The sequence below is a fragment of the Streptomyces eurocidicus genome (assembly GCF_002891295.1).
GTDB classification, from domain to species: Bacteria; Actinomycetota; Actinomycetes; order Streptomycetales; family Streptomycetaceae; genus Streptomyces; species Streptomyces eurocidicus.
The window spans coordinates 457,663-475,912 of record NZ_LGUI01000002.1; the positions used below are offsets into that span (position 1 = coordinate 457,663).

At 71.5% G+C, this 18,250-nt stretch carries 12 protein-coding genes; 3 read left to right on the forward strand and 9 right to left on the reverse strand.

What is annotated here, in order from left to right; all coding sequences use genetic code 11:
• Positions 1-13 precede the first annotated feature (13 nt).
• Together AF335_RS06975 and AF335_RS06980 are read right to left on the reverse strand one after the other, a co-directional pair.
• On the reverse strand, positions 14-1,795 hold the full coding sequence (locus AF335_RS06975) for an ABC transporter ATP-binding protein (protein WP_102917395.1): 1,782 nt from the start codon (positions 1,793-1,795) through the stop codon (positions 14-16).
• Complete coding sequence (locus AF335_RS06980; protein ID WP_102917396.1) at positions 1,792-3,642, reverse strand: ABC transporter transmembrane domain-containing protein; 1,851 nt, start codon at positions 3,640-3,642, stop codon at positions 1,792-1,794. The genes AF335_RS06975 and AF335_RS06980 overlap by 4 nt, the downstream gene beginning before the upstream one ends.
• Positions 3,643-3,789: 147 nt before the next feature.
• Here AF335_RS06980 and AF335_RS06985 point away from each other — a divergent pair, with 147 nt between their 5' ends.
• A complete protein-coding gene (locus AF335_RS06985) occupies positions 3,790-5,406 on the forward strand; it encodes a peptide-N4-asparagine amidase (protein ID WP_102917397.1) in 1,617 nt (538 codons plus the stop codon).
• A gap of 70 nt (positions 5,407-5,476) precedes the next feature.
• Here AF335_RS06985 and AF335_RS06990 read toward each other — a convergent pair whose 3' ends face one another.
• Complete coding sequence (locus tag AF335_RS06990; RefSeq protein ID WP_102917398.1) at positions 5,477-5,917, reverse strand: MarR family winged helix-turn-helix transcriptional regulator; 441 nt, start codon at positions 5,915-5,917, stop codon at positions 5,477-5,479.
• A gap of 194 nt (positions 5,918-6,111) precedes the next feature.
• On the opposite strand from AF335_RS06990, the gene AF335_RS06995 reads away from it, so the two are divergent.
• Positions 6,112-7,929: an ABC transporter ATP-binding protein gene (locus AF335_RS06995; protein WP_102917399.1), complete on the forward strand. Its 1,818-nt coding sequence runs from the start codon at positions 6,112-6,114 to the stop codon at positions 7,927-7,929.
• A gap of 16 nt (positions 7,930-7,945) precedes the next feature.
• On the opposite strand, the gene AF335_RS07000 is transcribed toward AF335_RS06995, so the two are convergent.
• Positions 7,946-9,169: an SGNH/GDSL hydrolase family protein gene (locus AF335_RS07000; protein WP_102917400.1), complete on the reverse strand. Its 1,224-nt coding sequence runs from the start codon at positions 9,167-9,169 to the stop codon at positions 7,946-7,948.
• 178 nt (positions 9,170-9,347) lie between these two features.
• Here AF335_RS07000 and AF335_RS07005 point away from each other — a divergent pair, with 178 nt between their 5' ends.
• A complete protein-coding gene (locus AF335_RS07005) occupies positions 9,348-10,676 on the forward strand; it encodes an MFS transporter (protein WP_102917888.1) in 1,329 nt (442 codons plus the stop codon).
• Between the two features lie 103 nt (positions 10,677-10,779).
• Here the strand turns inward: AF335_RS07005 and AF335_RS07010 are convergent, their stop codons facing one another.
• The 5 genes from AF335_RS07010 to AF335_RS07030 form a co-directional block, all read right to left on the reverse strand.
• On the reverse strand, positions 10,780-11,964 hold the full coding sequence (locus tag AF335_RS07010; RefSeq protein WP_102917401.1) for a CaiB/BaiF CoA transferase family protein: 1,185 nt from the start codon (positions 11,962-11,964) through the stop codon (positions 10,780-10,782).
• A 120-nt stretch (positions 11,965-12,084) separates the two neighbouring features.
• Positions 12,085-15,189, reverse strand: coding sequence for a beta-galactosidase, LacZ type (lacZ, locus tag AF335_RS07015; protein WP_102917402.1), 3,105 nt, complete (start codon positions 15,187-15,189; stop codon positions 12,085-12,087).
• A gap of 93 nt (positions 15,190-15,282) precedes the next feature.
• Positions 15,283-15,957: a LutC/YkgG family protein gene (locus AF335_RS07020; protein WP_102917403.1), complete on the reverse strand. Its 675-nt coding sequence runs from the start codon at positions 15,955-15,957 to the stop codon at positions 15,283-15,285.
• Positions 15,954-17,456, reverse strand: a complete 1,503-nt coding sequence (locus AF335_RS07025; RefSeq protein WP_170127613.1) for a lactate utilization protein B — start codon at positions 17,454-17,456, stop codon at positions 15,954-15,956. Before AF335_RS07025 ends, AF335_RS07020 begins: the two co-directional genes overlap by 4 nt.
• Positions 17,453-18,205, reverse strand: a complete 753-nt coding sequence (locus AF335_RS07030; RefSeq protein WP_102917404.1) for a (Fe-S)-binding protein — start codon at positions 18,203-18,205, stop codon at positions 17,453-17,455. The genes AF335_RS07025 and AF335_RS07030 overlap by 4 nt, the downstream gene beginning before the upstream one ends.
• Positions 18,206-18,250: the final 45 nt, after the last annotated feature.

Here is an 18,250-nt window from a genome sequence, read left to right on the forward strand (position 1 = left end):
CCGCCGGCCCCGGCTACCGATGCCAGGAGCGCCACAGCGACGCGTACGCGCCGTCCGCCGCGACCAGCTCGTCATGGCTGCCCAGCTCCGTGATCCGGCCGTCCTCCGCCACCGCGATCACATCGGCGTCGTGCGCGGTGTGCAGCCGGTGCGCGATCGCCACGACCGTCCGGCCCTCCAGCACACGCGCCAGCGAACGCTCCAGGTGCCGGGCCGCACGGGGATCCAGCAGCGACGTCGCCTCGTCCAGCACCAGCGTGTGAGGATCGGCGAGGACGAGCCGGGCCAGCGCCACCTGCTGCGCCTGGGCCGGGGTCAGCGCGACCCCGCCCGAGCCGACCTCCGTGTCCAGGTCGCCCTCCAGCGCCCGCGCCCAGCCGTCCGCGTCCACCGCCGCGAGCGCCTCCCACAGTTCACCGTCATCGGCGGTCGCGCGGGCGAGCCGAAGATTGTCGCGCAACGAGCCCACGAAGACGTGGTGCTCCTGGTTGACCAGCGCCACGTGCCGGCGCACGCTCTCCGCGGGCATCCGGGCCAGCTCCGCGCCGCCGAGCGTCACACTGCCCGTGCGCGGCGCGTAGATCCCCGCCAGCAGCCGGCCCAGGGTCGACTTGCCCGCGCCGGACGGCCCCACCAGCGCGACCCGGCTGCCCGGCGGGACCTCCAGCGACACACCGTGGAGCACATCGCTGCCCTCCCGGTAGCCGAAGCGCACCTCGTCCGCCCGCACCGCCCGGCCCCGGGGCACCACGCCCTCGTCCGCGCCGTCGGGCTCGATCTCGCGGACCCCCACCAGCCGGGCCAGCGACACCTGGGCGACCTGGAGCTCGTCGTACCAGCGCAGGATCAGCCCGATCGGATCGATCAGCATCTGCGCGAAGAGCGCCCCGGTCGTCAGCTGACCGACCGAGACCCAGCCCTGGAGTACGAAGATCCCACCGATGATCAGCACCGAGCCGAAGACCAGCGAGTGCGTCACATTGATCACCGGGAACAGCACCGAGCGCAGCCACAGTGTGTAACGCTCCCACTGGGTCCACTCCGCCACCCGCCGGTCGGAGAGCGCCACCCGGCGCTCACCCAGCCGGTGCGCCTCGATCGTCCGCCCCGCGTCCACGGTCTCCGTGAGCGAGGCCGCCACCGCGGCGTACCCTGCGGCCTCCGACCGATAGGCGGCGGGCGCCCGCCGGAAGTACCAGCGGCAGCCGACGACGAGCACCGGGAGCGCGACCAGCACGCACAGCGCCAGCGGCGGGGCGGTCACCGTGAGCGCGCCGAGCAGCAGTCCGGCCCACACGAAACCGATCGCCAGCTGCGGCACGGCCTCGCGCATGGCCTCGGCCAGCCGGTCGATGTCGGTGGTGATGCGGGACAGCAGGTCGCCCGTGCCCGCCCGCTCCAGGACACCCGGCGGAAGGGCCACCGACCGCACGAGGAAGTCCTCCCGCAGATCCGCCAGCATCTCCTCGCCGAGCACCGCCCCGCGCAGTCGCACCATCCGGACGAACACCGTCTGCACACCCAGGGCGACGGCGAACAGCGAGATCATCAGCCCCAGGCGGAGGTCCTCCTTCCCCGAGGAGAGGTCCTCGACCAGACCGCCCAGCAGGTACGGGCCGACCATGGAGGCCGTCACCGCGATCGCGTTCACCGTCACCAACAGGACGAACGCCGTGCGGTGCCTGCGGAGCATCCCCCGCACATAGCTCCGTACGGTGACGGGAGCGGCGACGGGCAGGATGGTCGCCGACTCCGGTGCCGCCGGGTCGTACGCCGGAGGCGCGACGCCGATCATGCCGACTCCTCGATCTGTTCGGTCTTCTCCAGGCGGGTGAGCTCCGTGTCGAGCGTCGCCCCCATTCCCTCACCGGCCCCGTCCGACACCGGCCCGGCGTTCTCGTCCTCGGTCTCGCGCGTGACCACCGCGCGGTAGGCGGAGACGTCACGCAGCAGCTCGCGGTGTGTGCCCACGGCCGCCACCCGGCCCTCCTGGGTGAACACCACGCGATCGGCCCGGTCCAGCAGCAGCGGGCTGGAGGAGAACACCACCGTCGTGCGGCCCTCCCGCAGAGCCTTCAGACCATCGGCGATCCGGGCCTCCGTGTGCGAGTCGACCGCGGAGGTCGGCTCGTCCAGCACCAGCACCTCGGGGTCGGTGATCAGCGACCGGGCCAGCGCCAGCCGCTGACGCTGCCCTCCGGACAGTGACCGGCCCCGCTCGGTGATCGCGGTCCGCAACGGGTCACCGGAGTCGTCCGCCGACGCCTGCGCCAGCGCGGCCAGCACATCGCCGCACTGCGCCGTCTTCAGCGCGGCGTCCGCCCTGACGGCGCCCGAGGACGGCACGTCGAGCAGCTCGGCGAGCGTCCCCGACAGCAGTACGGGGTCCTTGTCCTGGACGAGCACGGCCGCACGGGCCGCCGCCAGCGGCAGCTCGTCCAGCGCCACACCGCCCAGCAGCGCCGACGGCGCCTCCGTCGTACCGGCCGCGTGCCCGCCCAGCCGCTCGGCGAGCCGGCCCGCGGCGTCCGGATCGCCGCAGACCACCGCGGTCAGCCGGCCCGCCGGGGCGAGCAGCCCGCTCGCCGGGTCGCGGAGATCGCCCGACAGTTCCTCACCGGCCCGCGGGTTTTCCCCGACCGGCGCCTCGCGCCGCAGCGCCAGCACCCGCGCGGCGCGAGCCGCGGACGGCCGGGAGAAGGAGTACGCCATCGCGATCTCCTCGAACTGGCGCAGGGGGAACAGCAGGAACGTCACCATGCCGTAGACCGTGACCAGCTCACCCACCCCGATCCGGCCGTCCCGGACCAGCCCGACCCCGTACCAGACGACCGCGATCAGCAGCAGCCCCGGCAGCAGCACCTGCACCGCCGCGATCAGCGCCCACATCCGGGCGCTGTGCACGGCGGCCTTGCGGACCTCCTGGGAGGCGCGGCGGTAGCGGGTCAGGAACAGCTCCTCGCCGCCGATGCCCCTCAGCACGCGCAGACCGGCCACGGTGTCGGAAGCCAACTCGGTCGCCCGGCCCGCCTTCTCGCGCTGGTCGTCGGCGCGCTTCGTCGCGTGCGGCAGCAACGGGAGCACGGCCAGGACCAGCACCGGAACCCCGACGGCCGTGACCGCGCCCAGCGCCGGCTGGTAGATCACCAGTGCCACGCACACCGCCACCGTCGTCAGCGCGGCGGAGACGAACCGTGAGAACGCCTCGACGAACCAGCCGATCTTCTCGACGTCACCCGTCGACACCGCGACGACCTCACCGGCGGCGACCCTCCGCGTGAGCGTGGCCCCCAACTCGGCCGTCCGCCGGGCCAGCAGCTGCTGCACCCGGGCGGCGGCCGTGATCCAGTTGGTGACGGCCGCGCGGTGCAGCATCGTGTCGCCCAGCGCGATGAGCACGCCCAGCAGCACCATCAGCCCACCCGCCGGCGCCAGTCGGCCACCGGACCGGTCGGCCACGGCCTGCACGGCGAGGCCCAGCACCACCGGCAACAACGCCACCGCGGCCATGTGCACGACGCCCCACAGCATGGCCTTGACCTGACCCGCCACCTGCTTCCGCCCGAGCCAGAGCAGGAGCCGCGGCCCGGACCGGACGTCGGGCCGACCGGGATCGGTGTACGGAAGATCGCGAATCTGCATGACATCCCAGGGGGTCGGGGCGCGAAGACGGGCCTGTGCAAGGCTTGCGCCAAAGGAACACGGCGTTCAACTGGTTTTCCTCCCCGCCCCGGATACGGCCAAAGGCACACTGGCGTACAGCAGTACGAAGCGCTTCGCTCCTGCCCCATGAGACGACTGCTTCTCGCACTGTGCGCCGCGGCCGCCGGCCTGTCGCTGGGCATAGGCCCCGCCACGGCCGCGACGCCGCCCACGGAGTTCGGCACCGACTGGCACGATCCGGTCACCGCGGGCCCATCGGTGCCCACCCCGGACACCACCTCGTGCAAAGTCACCGTCGCCGACACCGAGTTCCGCGACTACACCCCCTATCAGGGGACGTACCTCCCGCCCAAGGCATGCGGCGACCGCTGGAACAAGGTCGTCCTGCGCCTCGAAGGCGCCGTCGCCGGGCGGCAGTACGACCGCCTCGGCTATCTGCGGATCGGCGGGGTGGAGGTCCTGCGCACTTCCACCCCCGAACCCTCGCCGGAGGGCATCACCTGGAACGTCGAGAAGGACGTCACCCGCTACGCCGCCACGCTGCGCGACCGGCAGCCCGTCGAGATGCTCATCGGCAATGTCGTGAACGAAACCTACACGGGCGTGATCAAGGTCAAGGCGACGCTGACGTTCTACGCCGCCGAGGGCCGGGTGGAGCCCGCCCGTACCCCGGACAAGGTCCTCACCCTGGACGGGGCGCACCAGGTGGGCACGGCCTACGAAGGGCAGCTGACCACGCCGCGCAACAGCGAGCGGATCGTGGCCGAGGTGTACGCGACCGGCTCGGGGGGTGGCTGCGAGGAGTTCTGGTACCTCACCGTTCCGGACGCCGCGCCGTATTCCTGCAAGGCCAAGGACGGCCCTTACCGTGAGGTGCAGGTCTCGGTGGACGGCCGGCTCGCGGGAATCGCCGCCCCCTTCCCGACCGTGTGGACGGGCGGTTGGTCGAACCCGTTCCTCTGGTACGTCGTCCCCGGTCCGCGCGCCTTCGACGTGCGGCCGGTGGAGTACGACCTCACGCCCTTCGCGGGGCGGTTGAACGACGGCGAGCCGCACCGGATCGCGATATCCGTGGCCGGGGTGCCCGAGGGGCAGAGCGGCTGGAGCACGCCCACGAATGTCCTGGTCTGGCAGGACGCCGGATCGTCGCGGGTCACCGGAGCCCTTACCGCCCACCGGGCGGGGGAGCCGGCGGGCACGGCGACCCATGAACCGGGCGCCGAGCACCGGTTGCGGGCCGAGGGCCGCCACTCGCTCTCGGTCTCGGGGTACCTCGACACCTCGCACGGCCGGGTCACCACGACCGTCGACCGGAACGTCGCCAACACCTCCACGCACCGCTGGACGGAAGGCGAGTCGACGGACGCGCTGCAAGCACGCTGGAACGACGACGAGACCGTCGTGACCGGCGGCCGGGGCCCGGCGACGGTCACCCGCACCCACCGCACGTACACCATGGACGGTGAGATCACCGGCGCGACGGGCGCGCGGCTGCGTACCGTGATGACGATGGGCGACCGCGCGGACAGCGTCACCACGCGTGACGGCAAGCGGATCGACTGGTCACGCCTGGACGACACGTACGCCGGGGACGCCGCCTACAACCAGAACGTGCCACGGGAGCAACGGCACGCGACCGGCGTCTCGCGCGAGCGCTATCGGCTGTACGGGCCCGGCGCCTGCTACGACCGGACCCTCGCCACTGCCCAGGGAGAGCTGACGGAGGACCGGCGGCGCTGCTGAGTCCATGATCCGGGCGGGCTCGCGGCCGGGTGGTCGCGGGCCCGTCCGGTGTCTTCCTCGCCGCCGCGCCTCAGCAGCGGTGGTCAGGGCCTCGCATGAGCTCGGTGAGCAGGCTGCCGAGCGTCTCCCGCTGCTCCGCGGAGAGCGGCGCCAGTATGTCCTCGACCGCGGCCCGCCGTGCCTCCCGTAGCTCCCGCAGGGTGGCGCGGCCCTCCTCGGTGAGCTCGATGCGGATCACGCGGCGGTTGGTGGGATCCGGGGCTCGGCGCACCGAGCCGTTCGCCTCCAGGGCGTCGACCAGCGTGGTGACCGCCCGTGGCACCACCTCGAGGCGCTGGGCGAGATCGGCCATCCGGGGCGGCTCGTCGTACTGCGCCACCGTGCGCAGCAGCCGGGACTGGGCGGGCGTGATGCCGACCGGGTCCAGATAGCGCTTCTGGGCGCGGTGGAGCCGGCGCGTGAGGCGCAGCAGCTGTTCGGCCAGCTGCCCGGACGGGTCGGAGACGGTCATGATCAGAGATTACCAGGACGGAGTGCATTGTGAGTATAGGTAACAGTGAGCTATGCTCGGTACGTCATCGTTCCTCGGCCCTTCCGCCGCCCTCCCGTTCGTTCCTCTCCGCACTCCCTCTCTCTCCGCGCCCGGCGCCCACGGCGCTCCGCGCTCAGGGAAACAGCACTCCGCGATCAGAGAACTAGGAGCCCATGCGTCACGACGAACCCGACTGGACACCCCCGCCCGCCGACCCGGAGCAGCCCGCGCAGGTGCGCCGTATCCTCCGGCTCTTCCGTCCCTACCGCGGCAGACTCGCCCTCGTCGGCCTGCTCGTCGCCGCTTCCTCGCTCGTCTCGGTGGCCTCGCCCTTCCTCCTGCGCGAGGTCCTCGACGTCGCCATTCCGCAGGGTCGCACGGGCCTGCTGAGCCTGCTGGCGATCGGCATGATCGCCGCGGCCGTCGTCAACAGCGTCTTCGGGGTCCTCCAGACCCTCGTCTCCACCACGGTCGGCCAGCGCGTGATGCACGACCTGCGCACCGCGGTCTACGACCGCCTCCAGCGCATGCCGCTCGCCTTCTTCACCCGCACCCGCACCGGCGAGGTGCAGTCCCGCATCGCCAATGACATCGGCGGCATGCAGGCCACCGTGACCTCCACCGCGACCTCGCTGGTCTCCAACCTCACCAGCGTGGTCGCCACGATCGTCGCGATGCTCGCTCTGGACTGGCGGCTCACGGCCGTCTCCCTGCTCCTGCTCCCGGTGTTCGTCTGGATCAGCCGTCGCGTGGGCCGTGAGCGTAAGCGGATCACGTCCCAGCGGCAGAAGCAGATGGCGGCCATGGCCGCGATGGTCACCGAGTCCCTCTCGGTGAGCGGGATCCTGCTCGGCCGCACGATGGGGCGCTCGGACTCCCTGACGCAGGCATTCGGCAAGGAGTCCGAGCGGCTCGTCGGCCTCGAAGTGCGTTCCAGCATGGCCGGGCGCTGGCGGATGTCCACCATCGGCATCGTGATGGCCGCCATGCCCGCCGTCATCTACTGGGCGGCGGGAATCGCCCTGCGGGCCGGCGGGCCCGCCATATCGCTCGGCACGCTCGTCGCCTTCGTCTCCCTTCAGCAGGGCCTCTTCCGCCCCGCGGTGAGCCTGCTCTCCACGGGCGTGCAGATGCAGACCTCGCTCGCCCTGTTCCAGCGCATCTTCGAATACCTCGATCTGCCGGTGGACATCGCCGAGCCCGACCGCCCGGTGCGGCTGGAGAAGGTGCGTGGCGACGTCCGCTTCGAGCGCGTCACGTTCTCCTACGACCCGGAGGCCCAGGCGGCCGGCCGGGTGGGCGCGACGCTCAGCGGCATCGACCTCGCCGTCCCGGCCGGCGGCAGCCTGGCCGTCGTCGGCCCGACCGGCTCCGGCAAGAGCACTCTCAGTTATCTGGTGCCACGCCTCTACGACGTCACCGGCGGCCGCGTCCTGCTCGACGGGGTCGACGTCCGCGAACTCGACTTCGACACGCTCGCCCGCGCCGTCGGAGTGGTCTCGCAGGAGACCTATCTCTTCCATGCCTCGGTGGCCGACAACCTCCGGTTCGCCAAGCCGGACGCGACCGACGAGGAACTCGTCGCCGCGGCCCGTGCGGCGCAGATCCACGACCACATCGCGTCCCTCCCCGAGGGCTACGACACCCTGGTCGGCGAGCGGGGCTACCGCTTCTCCGGCGGCGAGAAACAGCGCCTCGCCATCGCGCGGACGATCCTGCGCGACCCACCCGTCCTCATCCTGGACGAGGCGACCAGTGCCCTGGACACCCGAACCGAACATGCCGTGCAGGAGGCCATAGACGCGCTCTCCGCGGGGCGGACGACGATCACGATCGCCCACCGGCTCTCCACGGTCCGCGACGCCGATCAGATCGTCGTCCTCGACCGCGGCCGTGTCGCCGAGCGCGGGACCCATCAGGAACTCCTCACCGACGACGGGCATTACGCCGCGCTCGTGCGCCGTGACGCGCGCCTGACGGCCGACGTCTGACGGCTCTCCCGAGGGCTCAGAGAGAGCCCAGATCGACGGCTTCGGCCATGACCCGATAACCCGCGTCATTGGGGTGCTTGAAGTCGCCGCTGTCATAGGCGGGCGCCAGCACCTCGGGGTCGTCGGCCGAGACGAGCGCGGCGGCGAAGTCGGCCACCGCGTCGTACTCCCCGGAGGTGCGGATCCACTGATTGAGCGCGACGCGCTTCGCCTCGGCCCGCGGGGTGTGGTACTCCGAACCCTTGAAAGGAAGGATGGTCGCCCCGATGACCTTGATGCCGCGGTCGTGAGCCCTCCGGATCAGCGACCGGTAGCCGGCGATCAACTCCTCCACGGTGACCTGCGGGTTGGGCTTATAGGTCTCCAGATCCACCTCGCTGAACCCGATGTCGTTGAGACCCCCGAAGACGATCACGGAGCGGACGCCGGGCTTGTCGAGCACATCGCGCTCGAACCGGCTCAGAGCCCGGTCGCCGTACCACGTGGAGTCGTTCAGCATGAGGTTGCCGCCGATGCCCGAGTTGAGGACCGCCCACCGTTCCCCGGTCGCGGCGAGCCGCTCGGCGAGGGCGTCCGGGTAGCGGTGGTCGGCGTCCACCGCGGAGCCGAAGCCGTCCGTGATCGAGTCTCCGAACGCCACCACCGTGCCCCGCAGTGGCTCCCCGCCCGACAGCTCGACGTCGGAGAGGTAGTACCAGGAATGGGTGCGCTCGTCGAAGCTCCCGCCCCGGGTGTCGGCCGTCCGGTCGCCCGCCGCCCGGTAGCTGGTCGCATACGCCTGGGAGTGGAAGGTCGACGGCCCGGTCGGGCCGTCGAAGAAGAGCGTCACCGCCACGGAGCCGAGGAGCTCGGTGTGAAGCTCCGTAGCGTCGCTGACCGCCTCGCCCCCGGCAGGGATCGTCACCGATGCCAGACCGGAGAAGGTCAGCCCCCTGGCCGTTCCGGGGCGGAGCGCGGCTCCCTCTCCCGCCAGGGCGAGGCTCGCGGCGGCCACGGTCAGCGGCTGCTCGCCGAAACGATTCGACAAGCGGAGCCGGGCGCTGGTGCCCCCACCGGCGACACGCACGATCTGGCGGACGGACTGCTGGGCGAAGCCCGTCTCGGACCAGTTCTCCTCGAACCCGGAGCTCGGCCGCTGCATCGGGACCGACCATCCGGCCGACCAGGACGTCGCCGCGTCCGCCGCACGACGCTCCTCCGTGCCGGGAGCCACTGCCGGAGCCTTTTCCTGAACTGTCATGATCTCGCCTTTTCCTTGCGTGGGATCAACCGCTGAGGAAGAGACTGCCGCCCGTCGGGCGGGCCACCCAGACCCGTGTGCTGCGTACGCACCTCGTGCGTACCACTGGCAGGGTCACCCTGAGACAACCGGACTCGGACGGGTGTGCGGGGTGGACGGTGAGGGGATCCAGAGGATCATGACGCGATCCACATACCCACCCACCGACGGTGCCCCCACCGCGCCACCGGCGGGAACGCCATCACCCGCTTCCCGCTCCTCCATACGACAGCTCGCGGCGGCGTCCGTCGGCAACGCCGCCGAGTGGTACGACTGGTACGTCTACTCCTTCCTCGCCGTCTACTTCGCCGACCGGGTCTTCCCCAAGGGCTCCGGCAACTCCCTCGTCCCTCTCCTCTCGACCTTCGCCGTCTTCGCGGTCGGCTTCTTCATGCGGCCGGTCGGCGGCCTGCTGATGGGCTCGATCGCCGACCGGCGCGGCCGCCGCGCCGCCCTTACGGTCACGATCCTGCTCATGGGAGGCGGCAGCCTGCTGGTGGCACTCACGCCCACCTACGCCTCCGTCGGCGTACTCGCCCCCGTCGTCCTCGTCGTCGCCCGCCTGATCCAGGGCCTGTCGGTCGGGGGCGAGTTCGCGGCCTCGACGACGTTCCTCGTGGAGTCGGCCGGCCCCGGCCGCCGGGGGCTGTTCTCCAGTTTCCAGTACGTGTCCACCACCGTCGGGCAGTTGCTCGCCTCCGGCATCGCCGCGCTTCTTGCCCGTCTGCTCACCGAGGGGCAGATGGGCGACTGGGGCTGGCGGGTGCCCTTCCTCATCGGCGCGCTCCTCAGCCTGGTCGGCTTCTGGATCCGCCAGGGCGCCCAGGAGACACGGGAAGCGACGCGCGACACGGACCCGGAGCGCCCCGCCCTCTTCGAAGCGCTGCGCCGCCACCCCCGCGAGTCCCTCCTCATCTGCGGCATCACCGCGGGAGGCACTCTCGCCTACTACACCTGGACCACGTACCTGCCGACCTATGCCCAGGTGAACGCCGGTTTCGACAAGGGCGACGCGCTGATCGCGAGCACCCTCTCCCTGGCGTTCTTCGCCGCCCTCCAGCCACTCGGCGGGCTGCTGTCCGACAGGGTGGGGCGACGGCCCCTGCTGATCGGCTTCGCGCTGGGGTTCGCCATCCTGGCGGTGCCCCTGCTGCACGCGATCACCAGTGCGTTCCTCTCCCTGCTGCTCGTGCAGTGCGCGGGGATGGTGTTGCTCACCGGCTATACCTCGATCGCCGCGGCGGTGAACGCCGAGGTCTTCCCGGCGCGGGTCAGGGCGGCCGGGATCGGCTTCCCCTACTCCCTCACCGTCGCGCTGTTCGGAGGGACCGCGCCTTACCTGGGCACCTGGTTCAAGCAGTCCGGCCACCCCGGGGCCTTCCCCTGGTATGTCGCCGGGCTCTGCCTGGTCTCCGCCTGTGTGTACGCGATCCTTCCGGAGACGGCGAAGCGGCCCCTGGACCGGTAGGGCGGTCCGCTACGGGGAGTCCCCCTCGGACCCCGGCCCCCGAACGCCGGACGGGCCGGATTCCGCAGCCCGTCCGGCGCTCGGGGCAGCTCGGGACACTCCGCTACGGTCCGGTCCCCGGCTCCTGGCCTCGGTCCTTCGCGAACTCCGTACGGATCGCCTCCGTATGCGCCCCGAGCTCCGGCACGGCTCCCATCAGCGCCTCCCGCCCGGCCACCGACACCGGCGGCAGCAACCCCCGTAACGGGCCTACGGGCGAGGAGAACTCACGCCAGCGGTCCCGGGCCCGCAGCTGCGGATGATCGGCGAACTCCGCGACCGTCCGCAGCCTCGCGTTGGCGATGCCCGCGCCGTCCAGCAGGGCGACGACTCCGTCCGCCGTGTGCCGGGCGAAGTGCTTCTCCACGACGGCGGTCAGCTCGTCGTCGTGAGCGCGCCGGGCCGGATTGTCCGCGAAGCGGGCGTCGCGGACCAGGGCGGGTTCGCGCAGCACCCGCTCGCACAGCGCCACCCACTCCCGGTCGTTCTGGACGCTCAGGAAGACCCGCGCACCGTCGCCGCAGCCGTAGTGCCCGTACGGCGAGATGGTCGGGTGCCGGGCGCCGCTGCGGGTGAGCGGGGCGCCGCCGTGGGCCTGGGCGAAGTACGGCTGCCCCATCCACTCCGCGAGCGCGTCGAGGAGGGAGACGGACAGCGCGGTCCCCTCCCCGGTGCGCTCGCGCTCGTACAGGGCGGTGAGGATGCCGGAGTAGGTGTACATGCCTCCGGCGATGTCGGCGACGGAGATGCCCGGCCGGGCGGGGGAATCGGGGCTTCCGGTGATGGAGAGCAGCCCGGTCTCGCACTGGACCAAGAGGTCGTACGCCTTCTTGTCGCGGTACGGGCCGGTCGGGCCGTAGCCCGTGATGTCGCAGGTGATCAGGCGCGGATGGCGGTCGCGCAGCACCTGGCTGCCGAGGCCGAGGCGGTCGGTCGCGCCAGGGCCGAGGTTCTGGACGAAGACATCGGCGCGGGCGAGGATCCGGTCGAGCAGGGCGAGGTCCGCCCCGGCTCTGAGATCGAGGGCCACGCTCTCCTTGCCCCGGTTCACCCAGACGAAATAGGCGGACATCCCCTTCACCCTGCGGTCGTACTCCCGGGCGAAGTCCCCCTGGCCGGGCCGTTCGATCTTGATCACTCGTGCGCCGAGGTCTGCCAGCTGACGGGTGGCGAAGGGCGCGGCGACGGCCTGTTCGAGGGCGACGACGGTGATGTCACGCAGTGGCGGTTCCAACTCGATTCCTCCCATTGGTGTGATCGTATGACCGTGGCTGTGGACAGTCGAGTACCGCCGGGCGCCTTCCTGTCTACGCTCGCGTTCATGGAGATCAGGGGGAGAACCGTCATCGGAGCGGCCCGCGGCCGGCCTTCATCGCGACGGCCGCAGGCGGTAGGAGTAGCTGTAGGGACGGTCGGCGGGCAGCCGATAGCCGTCCAGCGGGGGAGCGCCCCAGGAGTCGTTGCCGCCCACGCCCATCTGCCGGTGGTTGACGGCCAGCACGATCTCCTGGCGTGCCGTCATCTCATGGGGATGCCTGAGCCCTTCGAGGTCGAAGGGGGCCCAGCGCAGCGCGCTGATCTCCAGCGGACCCGCGTCCCCGCCCGGCTCGGCCAGTACGGTCAGCCCGATGCCGTCCGAGCGGGTGAGGGAGGCGTGGCGGACGTCCGTGACGTCGCCGGCCTGCTGCGGGCGCGCGTACGGCATGGGGGGCGCGTCCAGCGAAGCGCGATAGCGGCTGATGAACGCACTCGTGCGCCGGTCCCGGTAGTTCTCGTGCGGCCCCCGTCCGTACCAGGTGAGCGTCCGGAAGTCCGCCGGCACGGTCAGCAGGACGCCCACCAGAGGGAGTTCGGGGAGCCCGTCACCGGGAGTGAGCGTGTGCCGGACGAGGATCTCGTCATCGCCGCGCACGGTGAGGAGGGTCTCCCAGAGCGAGGCGGCCGGGGCGGTGGGCAGCGTGGCGGTGATACCGAGGGCGACCTCGGAGCGAGTGAGCCGGGTGACCTCGGTGCCGGTGACCGCTCGGTGCGCCCCGGCGTCCCGCCAGGTGCGCAGGGCGACTTGGGTGCCACGGCCGATGTCATTGTCGGTCGGTGCGCGCCAGAAGTTGGGGACCGGACCGCCCGTCAGCAGCTCGTGGCCCCTGTGGCGATAGGTGGTCAGGACACCGGTCGCCCGGTCGAGGGAAAGATGCAGTTCAGGACCGGTCACCGTGATGGAGTGGGAGGTCTGCGTGATCTCCAGCGCCGACGTCGGCGCTGGATTGCGAGCGGGGACCGCCGCCGGGGCGCGCCAGGGCAGTGCGAGCTGCTCGCGGGCGACGACATGACCCGCCTCCGCCCAAGGTGTGGCGTCCCGGAGGACGAAGGACACGTTCAGCCAGTACTCCGCGCCGGGCTCCGGCTTCTCCGGCGGTTCCAGCGGGAGTTCCACCGTCGCCGTCCCGCCCGCTTCGGCCGGTGGCGCGGCGAGGGCACCCTGCTGGACGGTTTCGCCGTCGCGGGTGACCTCCCACCGCAGTGCGTACGCTCCGAGGCTGGTGAAGAGGTGCTTGTTGGTGATCCGGACGGCCCCTTCGGCGAGGTCCGTGGCCGTGATGCGCAGGGGTTGGTAGACCTTCTTCACCTCGTGCAGAGCGGGGTGGGGGCGCCGGTCGGCGTCGACGAGTCCGTTGCAGCAGAAGTTGCCGTCCGAGCGGGCGCCGGGGCTCCAGCATCCGCCGTAGGAGAGGAAGCCGCCCTCGGGGCCTCCGGGCACCGGGAGGCGGATGGCCTGGTCGGCGAAGTCCCAGATGAACCCGCCGTGGAGACGGGGGTGGGCGTCGATGACGTCCCAGTACTCCTGGAGGTTGCCGGTGCTGTTGCCCATGGAATGCGCGTACTCGCACAGGACGAAGGGTTTTGTGTCGTCCGAGGCGGCGTGGGCCTCGACCTCCGCCGGTGTGGCGTACATCCGCGAGGTGACGTCCGCGACCTCGTTCATGCCCTCGTAGTGCACCGGCCTGGACGGATCCCGGCCGTGCACCCAGTCGGCCATCCTCTCGAAGGCGGTGCCCCGGCCGGCTTCGTTGCCCAGCGACCAGATCACGACGCTCGGGTGGTTCTTGTCCCGCTCCACGAGACTGCGGACCCGGTCCAGGCAGGCGGCGGTCCACTCGGGCAGGCTCGCCGGCAAGGTGTCCCGGACGGCGTGCGTCTCCAGATTGGCCTCGTCGACCACGTAGAGGCCGTATTCGTCGCACAGCTCCAGCCAGCGCGGATGGTTGGGGTAGTGCGAGGTGCGGACGGCGTTGATGTTGTGCCGCTTCATGATCAGGATGTCTTCGACCATCCGGTGCTCGGGGACCGCCTGCCCGTGGTCGGGGTCGCATTCATGCCGGTTGACGCCGCGGAGTACCAGCGGCCTGCCGTTGAGGGTGAGTGTCCCGGGCCCGAAGGCGAGAGCGCGGAAGCCGACCCGGGTGCGATGGACGTCGAGAGGCTCGCCGTGCGGGTCGAGCAGCTCGACGACCAGGGTGTGCAGACAGGGCTCCTCGGCGGACCACAGGGCGGGCGCCGTGACCCTTTCCACGAGTTCGACGGTCGCCTCCCCGGAGTCGTCGAAGCGGGCGGCTCCGGTCGAGGAGAGGACCTGTTCACCAAGGGTGCCGTGGAGCGTGGCCCGTACGTGGTACCCGGCGTCCGGGGCCAGGGCCGTGTCGGAGCGCAGGGCCACGGTCACGCGGAGGTCGGCGTCACGGAAGGCGTCGTCCAGGTCGGTCCGTACGAACAGGTCGTGCACACGCACCGGTGGGGTGGAGTAGAGGAACACCTCGCGGAAGATCCCGGACAGGTCGATCTGGTCCTGGTCTTCCAGCCAGCTTCCCTTGCACCAGCGGTAGACCTCGACGGCCAGGCTGTTGTCCGCCCCCGGGCCGGAGTGCAGACAGGAGGTGATGTCGAACTCGGCGGGGGCGTAGCTGTCCTCGCTGTAGCCGACCCGCTCACCGTTCACCCATACGAAGAACGCGGACTTCACGCCCTGGAAGGAGATCAGGGTCCGTCGGCCGGCCCAGGTGCCGGGGACGGTGAAGGTGCGGCGGTAGGAGCCGACCGGGTTGAAGACGGTGGGGGCCCGAGGGGGAGCGGGCTGCTCGTAGCCGGTCCAGGGGTAGGGGACATTGAGGTAGACGGGTTCCGGGTAGCCCTGTGTCTCCCAGTTGCCGGGCACGGTGATGTGCGCCCAGCCGGTGTCGTCGAAGTCGGGGGCGTGGAAGTCGATGGGCCGTTCGGCGGGGTTCCTGGACCAGGCGAACCGCCAGGCACCGTCCAGCGAGAGGCGGTAAGGAGAGTCCGAGGGCCCGGCGGTGAGCGCGGCTCGAGTGTCGGCGAGGGGAACGAGCGGGGTCCGGGCGGGTTCCCGGTTCTCCTGGAAGAGCTCGGGGGAGGCGTCGGTGACGAGGGAGGAGCGAGGGTCCGGTCGTCGTGCGCGCATACGTCGGCTCCGGATGAGCGATACGCGAAGGAACAGGAAACGCCAGGATCGAACAGAACTCTTCTCCGCCACAAGCCCCACGAGCGGCGTGCCTCAGACGGACCGTGGATCTTCTGCCAGGAGGATCACTTCCAGGGTGCGCGGGCCGTGGACGCCCTCGACCCGGTCCAGCTCGATGTCGCTGGTCGCCGACGGGCCGGAGATCCAGGTGAGCGGCCGGGCAGCGGCCGGCGCCAGCCGCTCCAGGGCCTGCGGCACCGAATCCACTACCTGGTCCACCGTCCGCACCACGCACAGATGGTGGTCCGGGACGAGGGTGAGGGCGCGGCGGCCCTGCCCCGGGCCTCCGCCCAGCACCAGGGTGCCGGTCTCGGCGATCGCCAGGGCGCAGCCCGTGACGACGCTGTCCACCTCGTCCAGCTCATGCGCCGTCAGTACGGGGGCGTCCGAAAGAATGTCCACCGCGGCGTCCGCGAGCCATTCGCCGGGCAGCCCGGCGGGGGCGACGACCCGGCGGGCGCCTCGTTCCGCCAGCAGCCGGGCGAGCAGTGCGGACAGGTCGGTGGCGGTCACGCGGTGGACGAGGGCCCGGTAGTCCGCGAGGTTCTCGGCGAGGAGGTCCAGGGACTCCGAGGTGGTCCGCTCGCCGTGGGTCCGCAGATAGTCGCGCACCACCGGACGGTCCTCCGGGCGCTCGTCCCGAGGCACGTCGGTCAGGGCTCGGCGTACCCGCCCCAGGATCCGCTCCCTGCTGGTGCCGCCGTTCACGCGGTGCCTCCACGGGTGCGGGCCCACCAGTCGCGGAACGACTCGGCGGGGACGGCGGGCAGCTCGCGGGTGTCCGTCCAGGCGCGGCCCGGACCCGGGAGCCGCCGCGGCCGGAGCCGTCGGCTCCGGGAGAGGATCCATTGGCCACGGCGGAGTGCGCCGGGATGGTCGAAGGTCCAGCGTGCCGCCCGCATCGCGGCCCGTTCGGCGGTGTGCCGCTTCGCCGGCTTGATGGTCGTGCGCGTGCCGCGGATCGTCACCTCACCGCCCTCCACCACCCGCTCCCGCAGGTGGACGAGCACCTCCGGGATGTCGATGGCGACGGGACAGACCTCGAAGCAGGCACCGCACAGCGAGGACGCGTACGGAAGCGACTCCTCCAGCGGGGAGGCGAGCCCGCGCAGCTGGGGGGTGAGGATCGCCCCGATCGGCCCGGGGTACGGCGAGCCGTACGCGTGGCCCCCGGCCCGCTCGTACACGGGGCAGACGTTGAGGCAGGCCGAGCAGCGGATGCAGCGCAGGGCCTGGCGGCCGACCTCGTCGGCGAGGGTGTCGGTGCGGCCGTTGTCGAGCAGCACCAGATGGAACACCCGGGGCCCGTCGCCGTCGGCGGTGCCCGTCCACATCGAGGTGTACGGGTTCATCCGCTCGGCCGTCGAGGAGCGCGGCAGCAACTGGAGGAAGACCTCCAGGTCCCGCCAGGTCGGCACGGTCTTCTCGATACCGACGACGGAGATCAGCGTCTCGGGGAGCGTCAGGCACATACGGCCGTTGCCCTCGGACTCGACCACGACGAGCGTGCCCGTCTCGGCGACCATGAAGTTGGCTCCGGACAGCCCGACCTTGGCGCGCAGGAACTTCTCCCGCAGGTGCCGTCGTGCCGCTTCGGCGAGTTCGGCCGGCCGGTCCGTCAGTCCTTCGGGGGCCGGGCGACCCCAGCTCGCCATCCGGTCCCGGAAGATGTCACGGATCTCGCCGCGGTTGCGGTGGATGGCCGGGACCAGGATGTGGGAAGGGAGGTCGTCGCCGAGTTGCACGATCAGTTCGGCCAGATCGGTCTCGTACGCCCGGATACCGGCCTCCGCCAGGGCCTCATTGAGCCCGATCTCCTGCGTGGCCATGGACTTGACCTTGACCACCTCGCGCTCGCCGGTGGCGCGTACGAGGTCGGTGACGATGCGGTTCGCCTCGGCGGCGTCGGCGGCCCAGTGGACCGTGCCGCCGGCCCGTGTCACGGCCTCCTCCAGCCGTACGAGGTGGTGGTCGAGGTGGCGCAGGGTGCGGTCCTTGATGGCGGCGCCGGCCTGTCGCAGCCGCGCCCAGTCGTCCAGTTCGGCGACCGCCCGGGCGCGCTTGGCACGGATGGTGTGCGTCGCATGGCGGAGATTGGCGCGCAGGCGGTCGTCGCGGGTGGCGGTTTCGGCGGCCCGGGGGAAGGCGGGCATACCGAGATAGGCGGCGCCACCGCTGTGGGGGACCCCTGTTCCGTCCCGGCTCATCGGACGGAGTCCTTGGTGCCGGCGAGGATCTCGGCGATGTGCACGGGCCGCACGGGTGAGCCCTCCCGGGCGAGGACGCCGCCGATGTGCATCAGACAGGAGTTGTCGACCGTGCAGACGACCTCGGCGCCGGTCCGGGCGACGGCCCGGCACTTGTCGGAGCCCATCGCGGCGGAGACGGCGGGGTTCTTCACGGCGAAGGTGCCGCCGAAGCCGCAGCACTCCTCCGCTCCGTCCAGCTCCCGCAGTTCCAGCCCCTCGACATGTTCCAGCAGCCGCCGGGGCCGGTCGCCGAGGCCCAGCATCCGTAGCCCGTGACAAGTGGGGTGGTAGGTGACCGTATGAGGGAAGTACGCGCCGACATCCGTCACGCCCAGCACGTCGACGAGGAACTCGGTGAGTTCGTAGGTCTTGGGCACGGCGCCCGCGGCGGCCTCGGACAGCTCGGTGCCCCGTCCCTCCGCCTCGGCCCCGGCCCCGATCCTGGGGTAGTTGTCCCGGACCATGGCGGCGCAGGAACCGGACGGGGTGACGACGTAGTCGTGATCGCGGAAGGCGGCCGCGTACCGGCGGACGAGCGGCTCGGTCTCGTGCCGGTAGCCCGTGTTGAACATCGGCTGACCGCAGCAGCTCTGTGCCGTGGGGAAGTCGACCCGGACGCCGAGCCGTTCCAGCAGGGACACGACGGCGCGGCCCGTGCGGGGATAGAGCGAGTCGTTGACGCAGGTGACGAACAGGCCCACGCGCATGACTCCTCCTCACGGCCGTCCGCCGACGCGCCCGTAGTGATCATC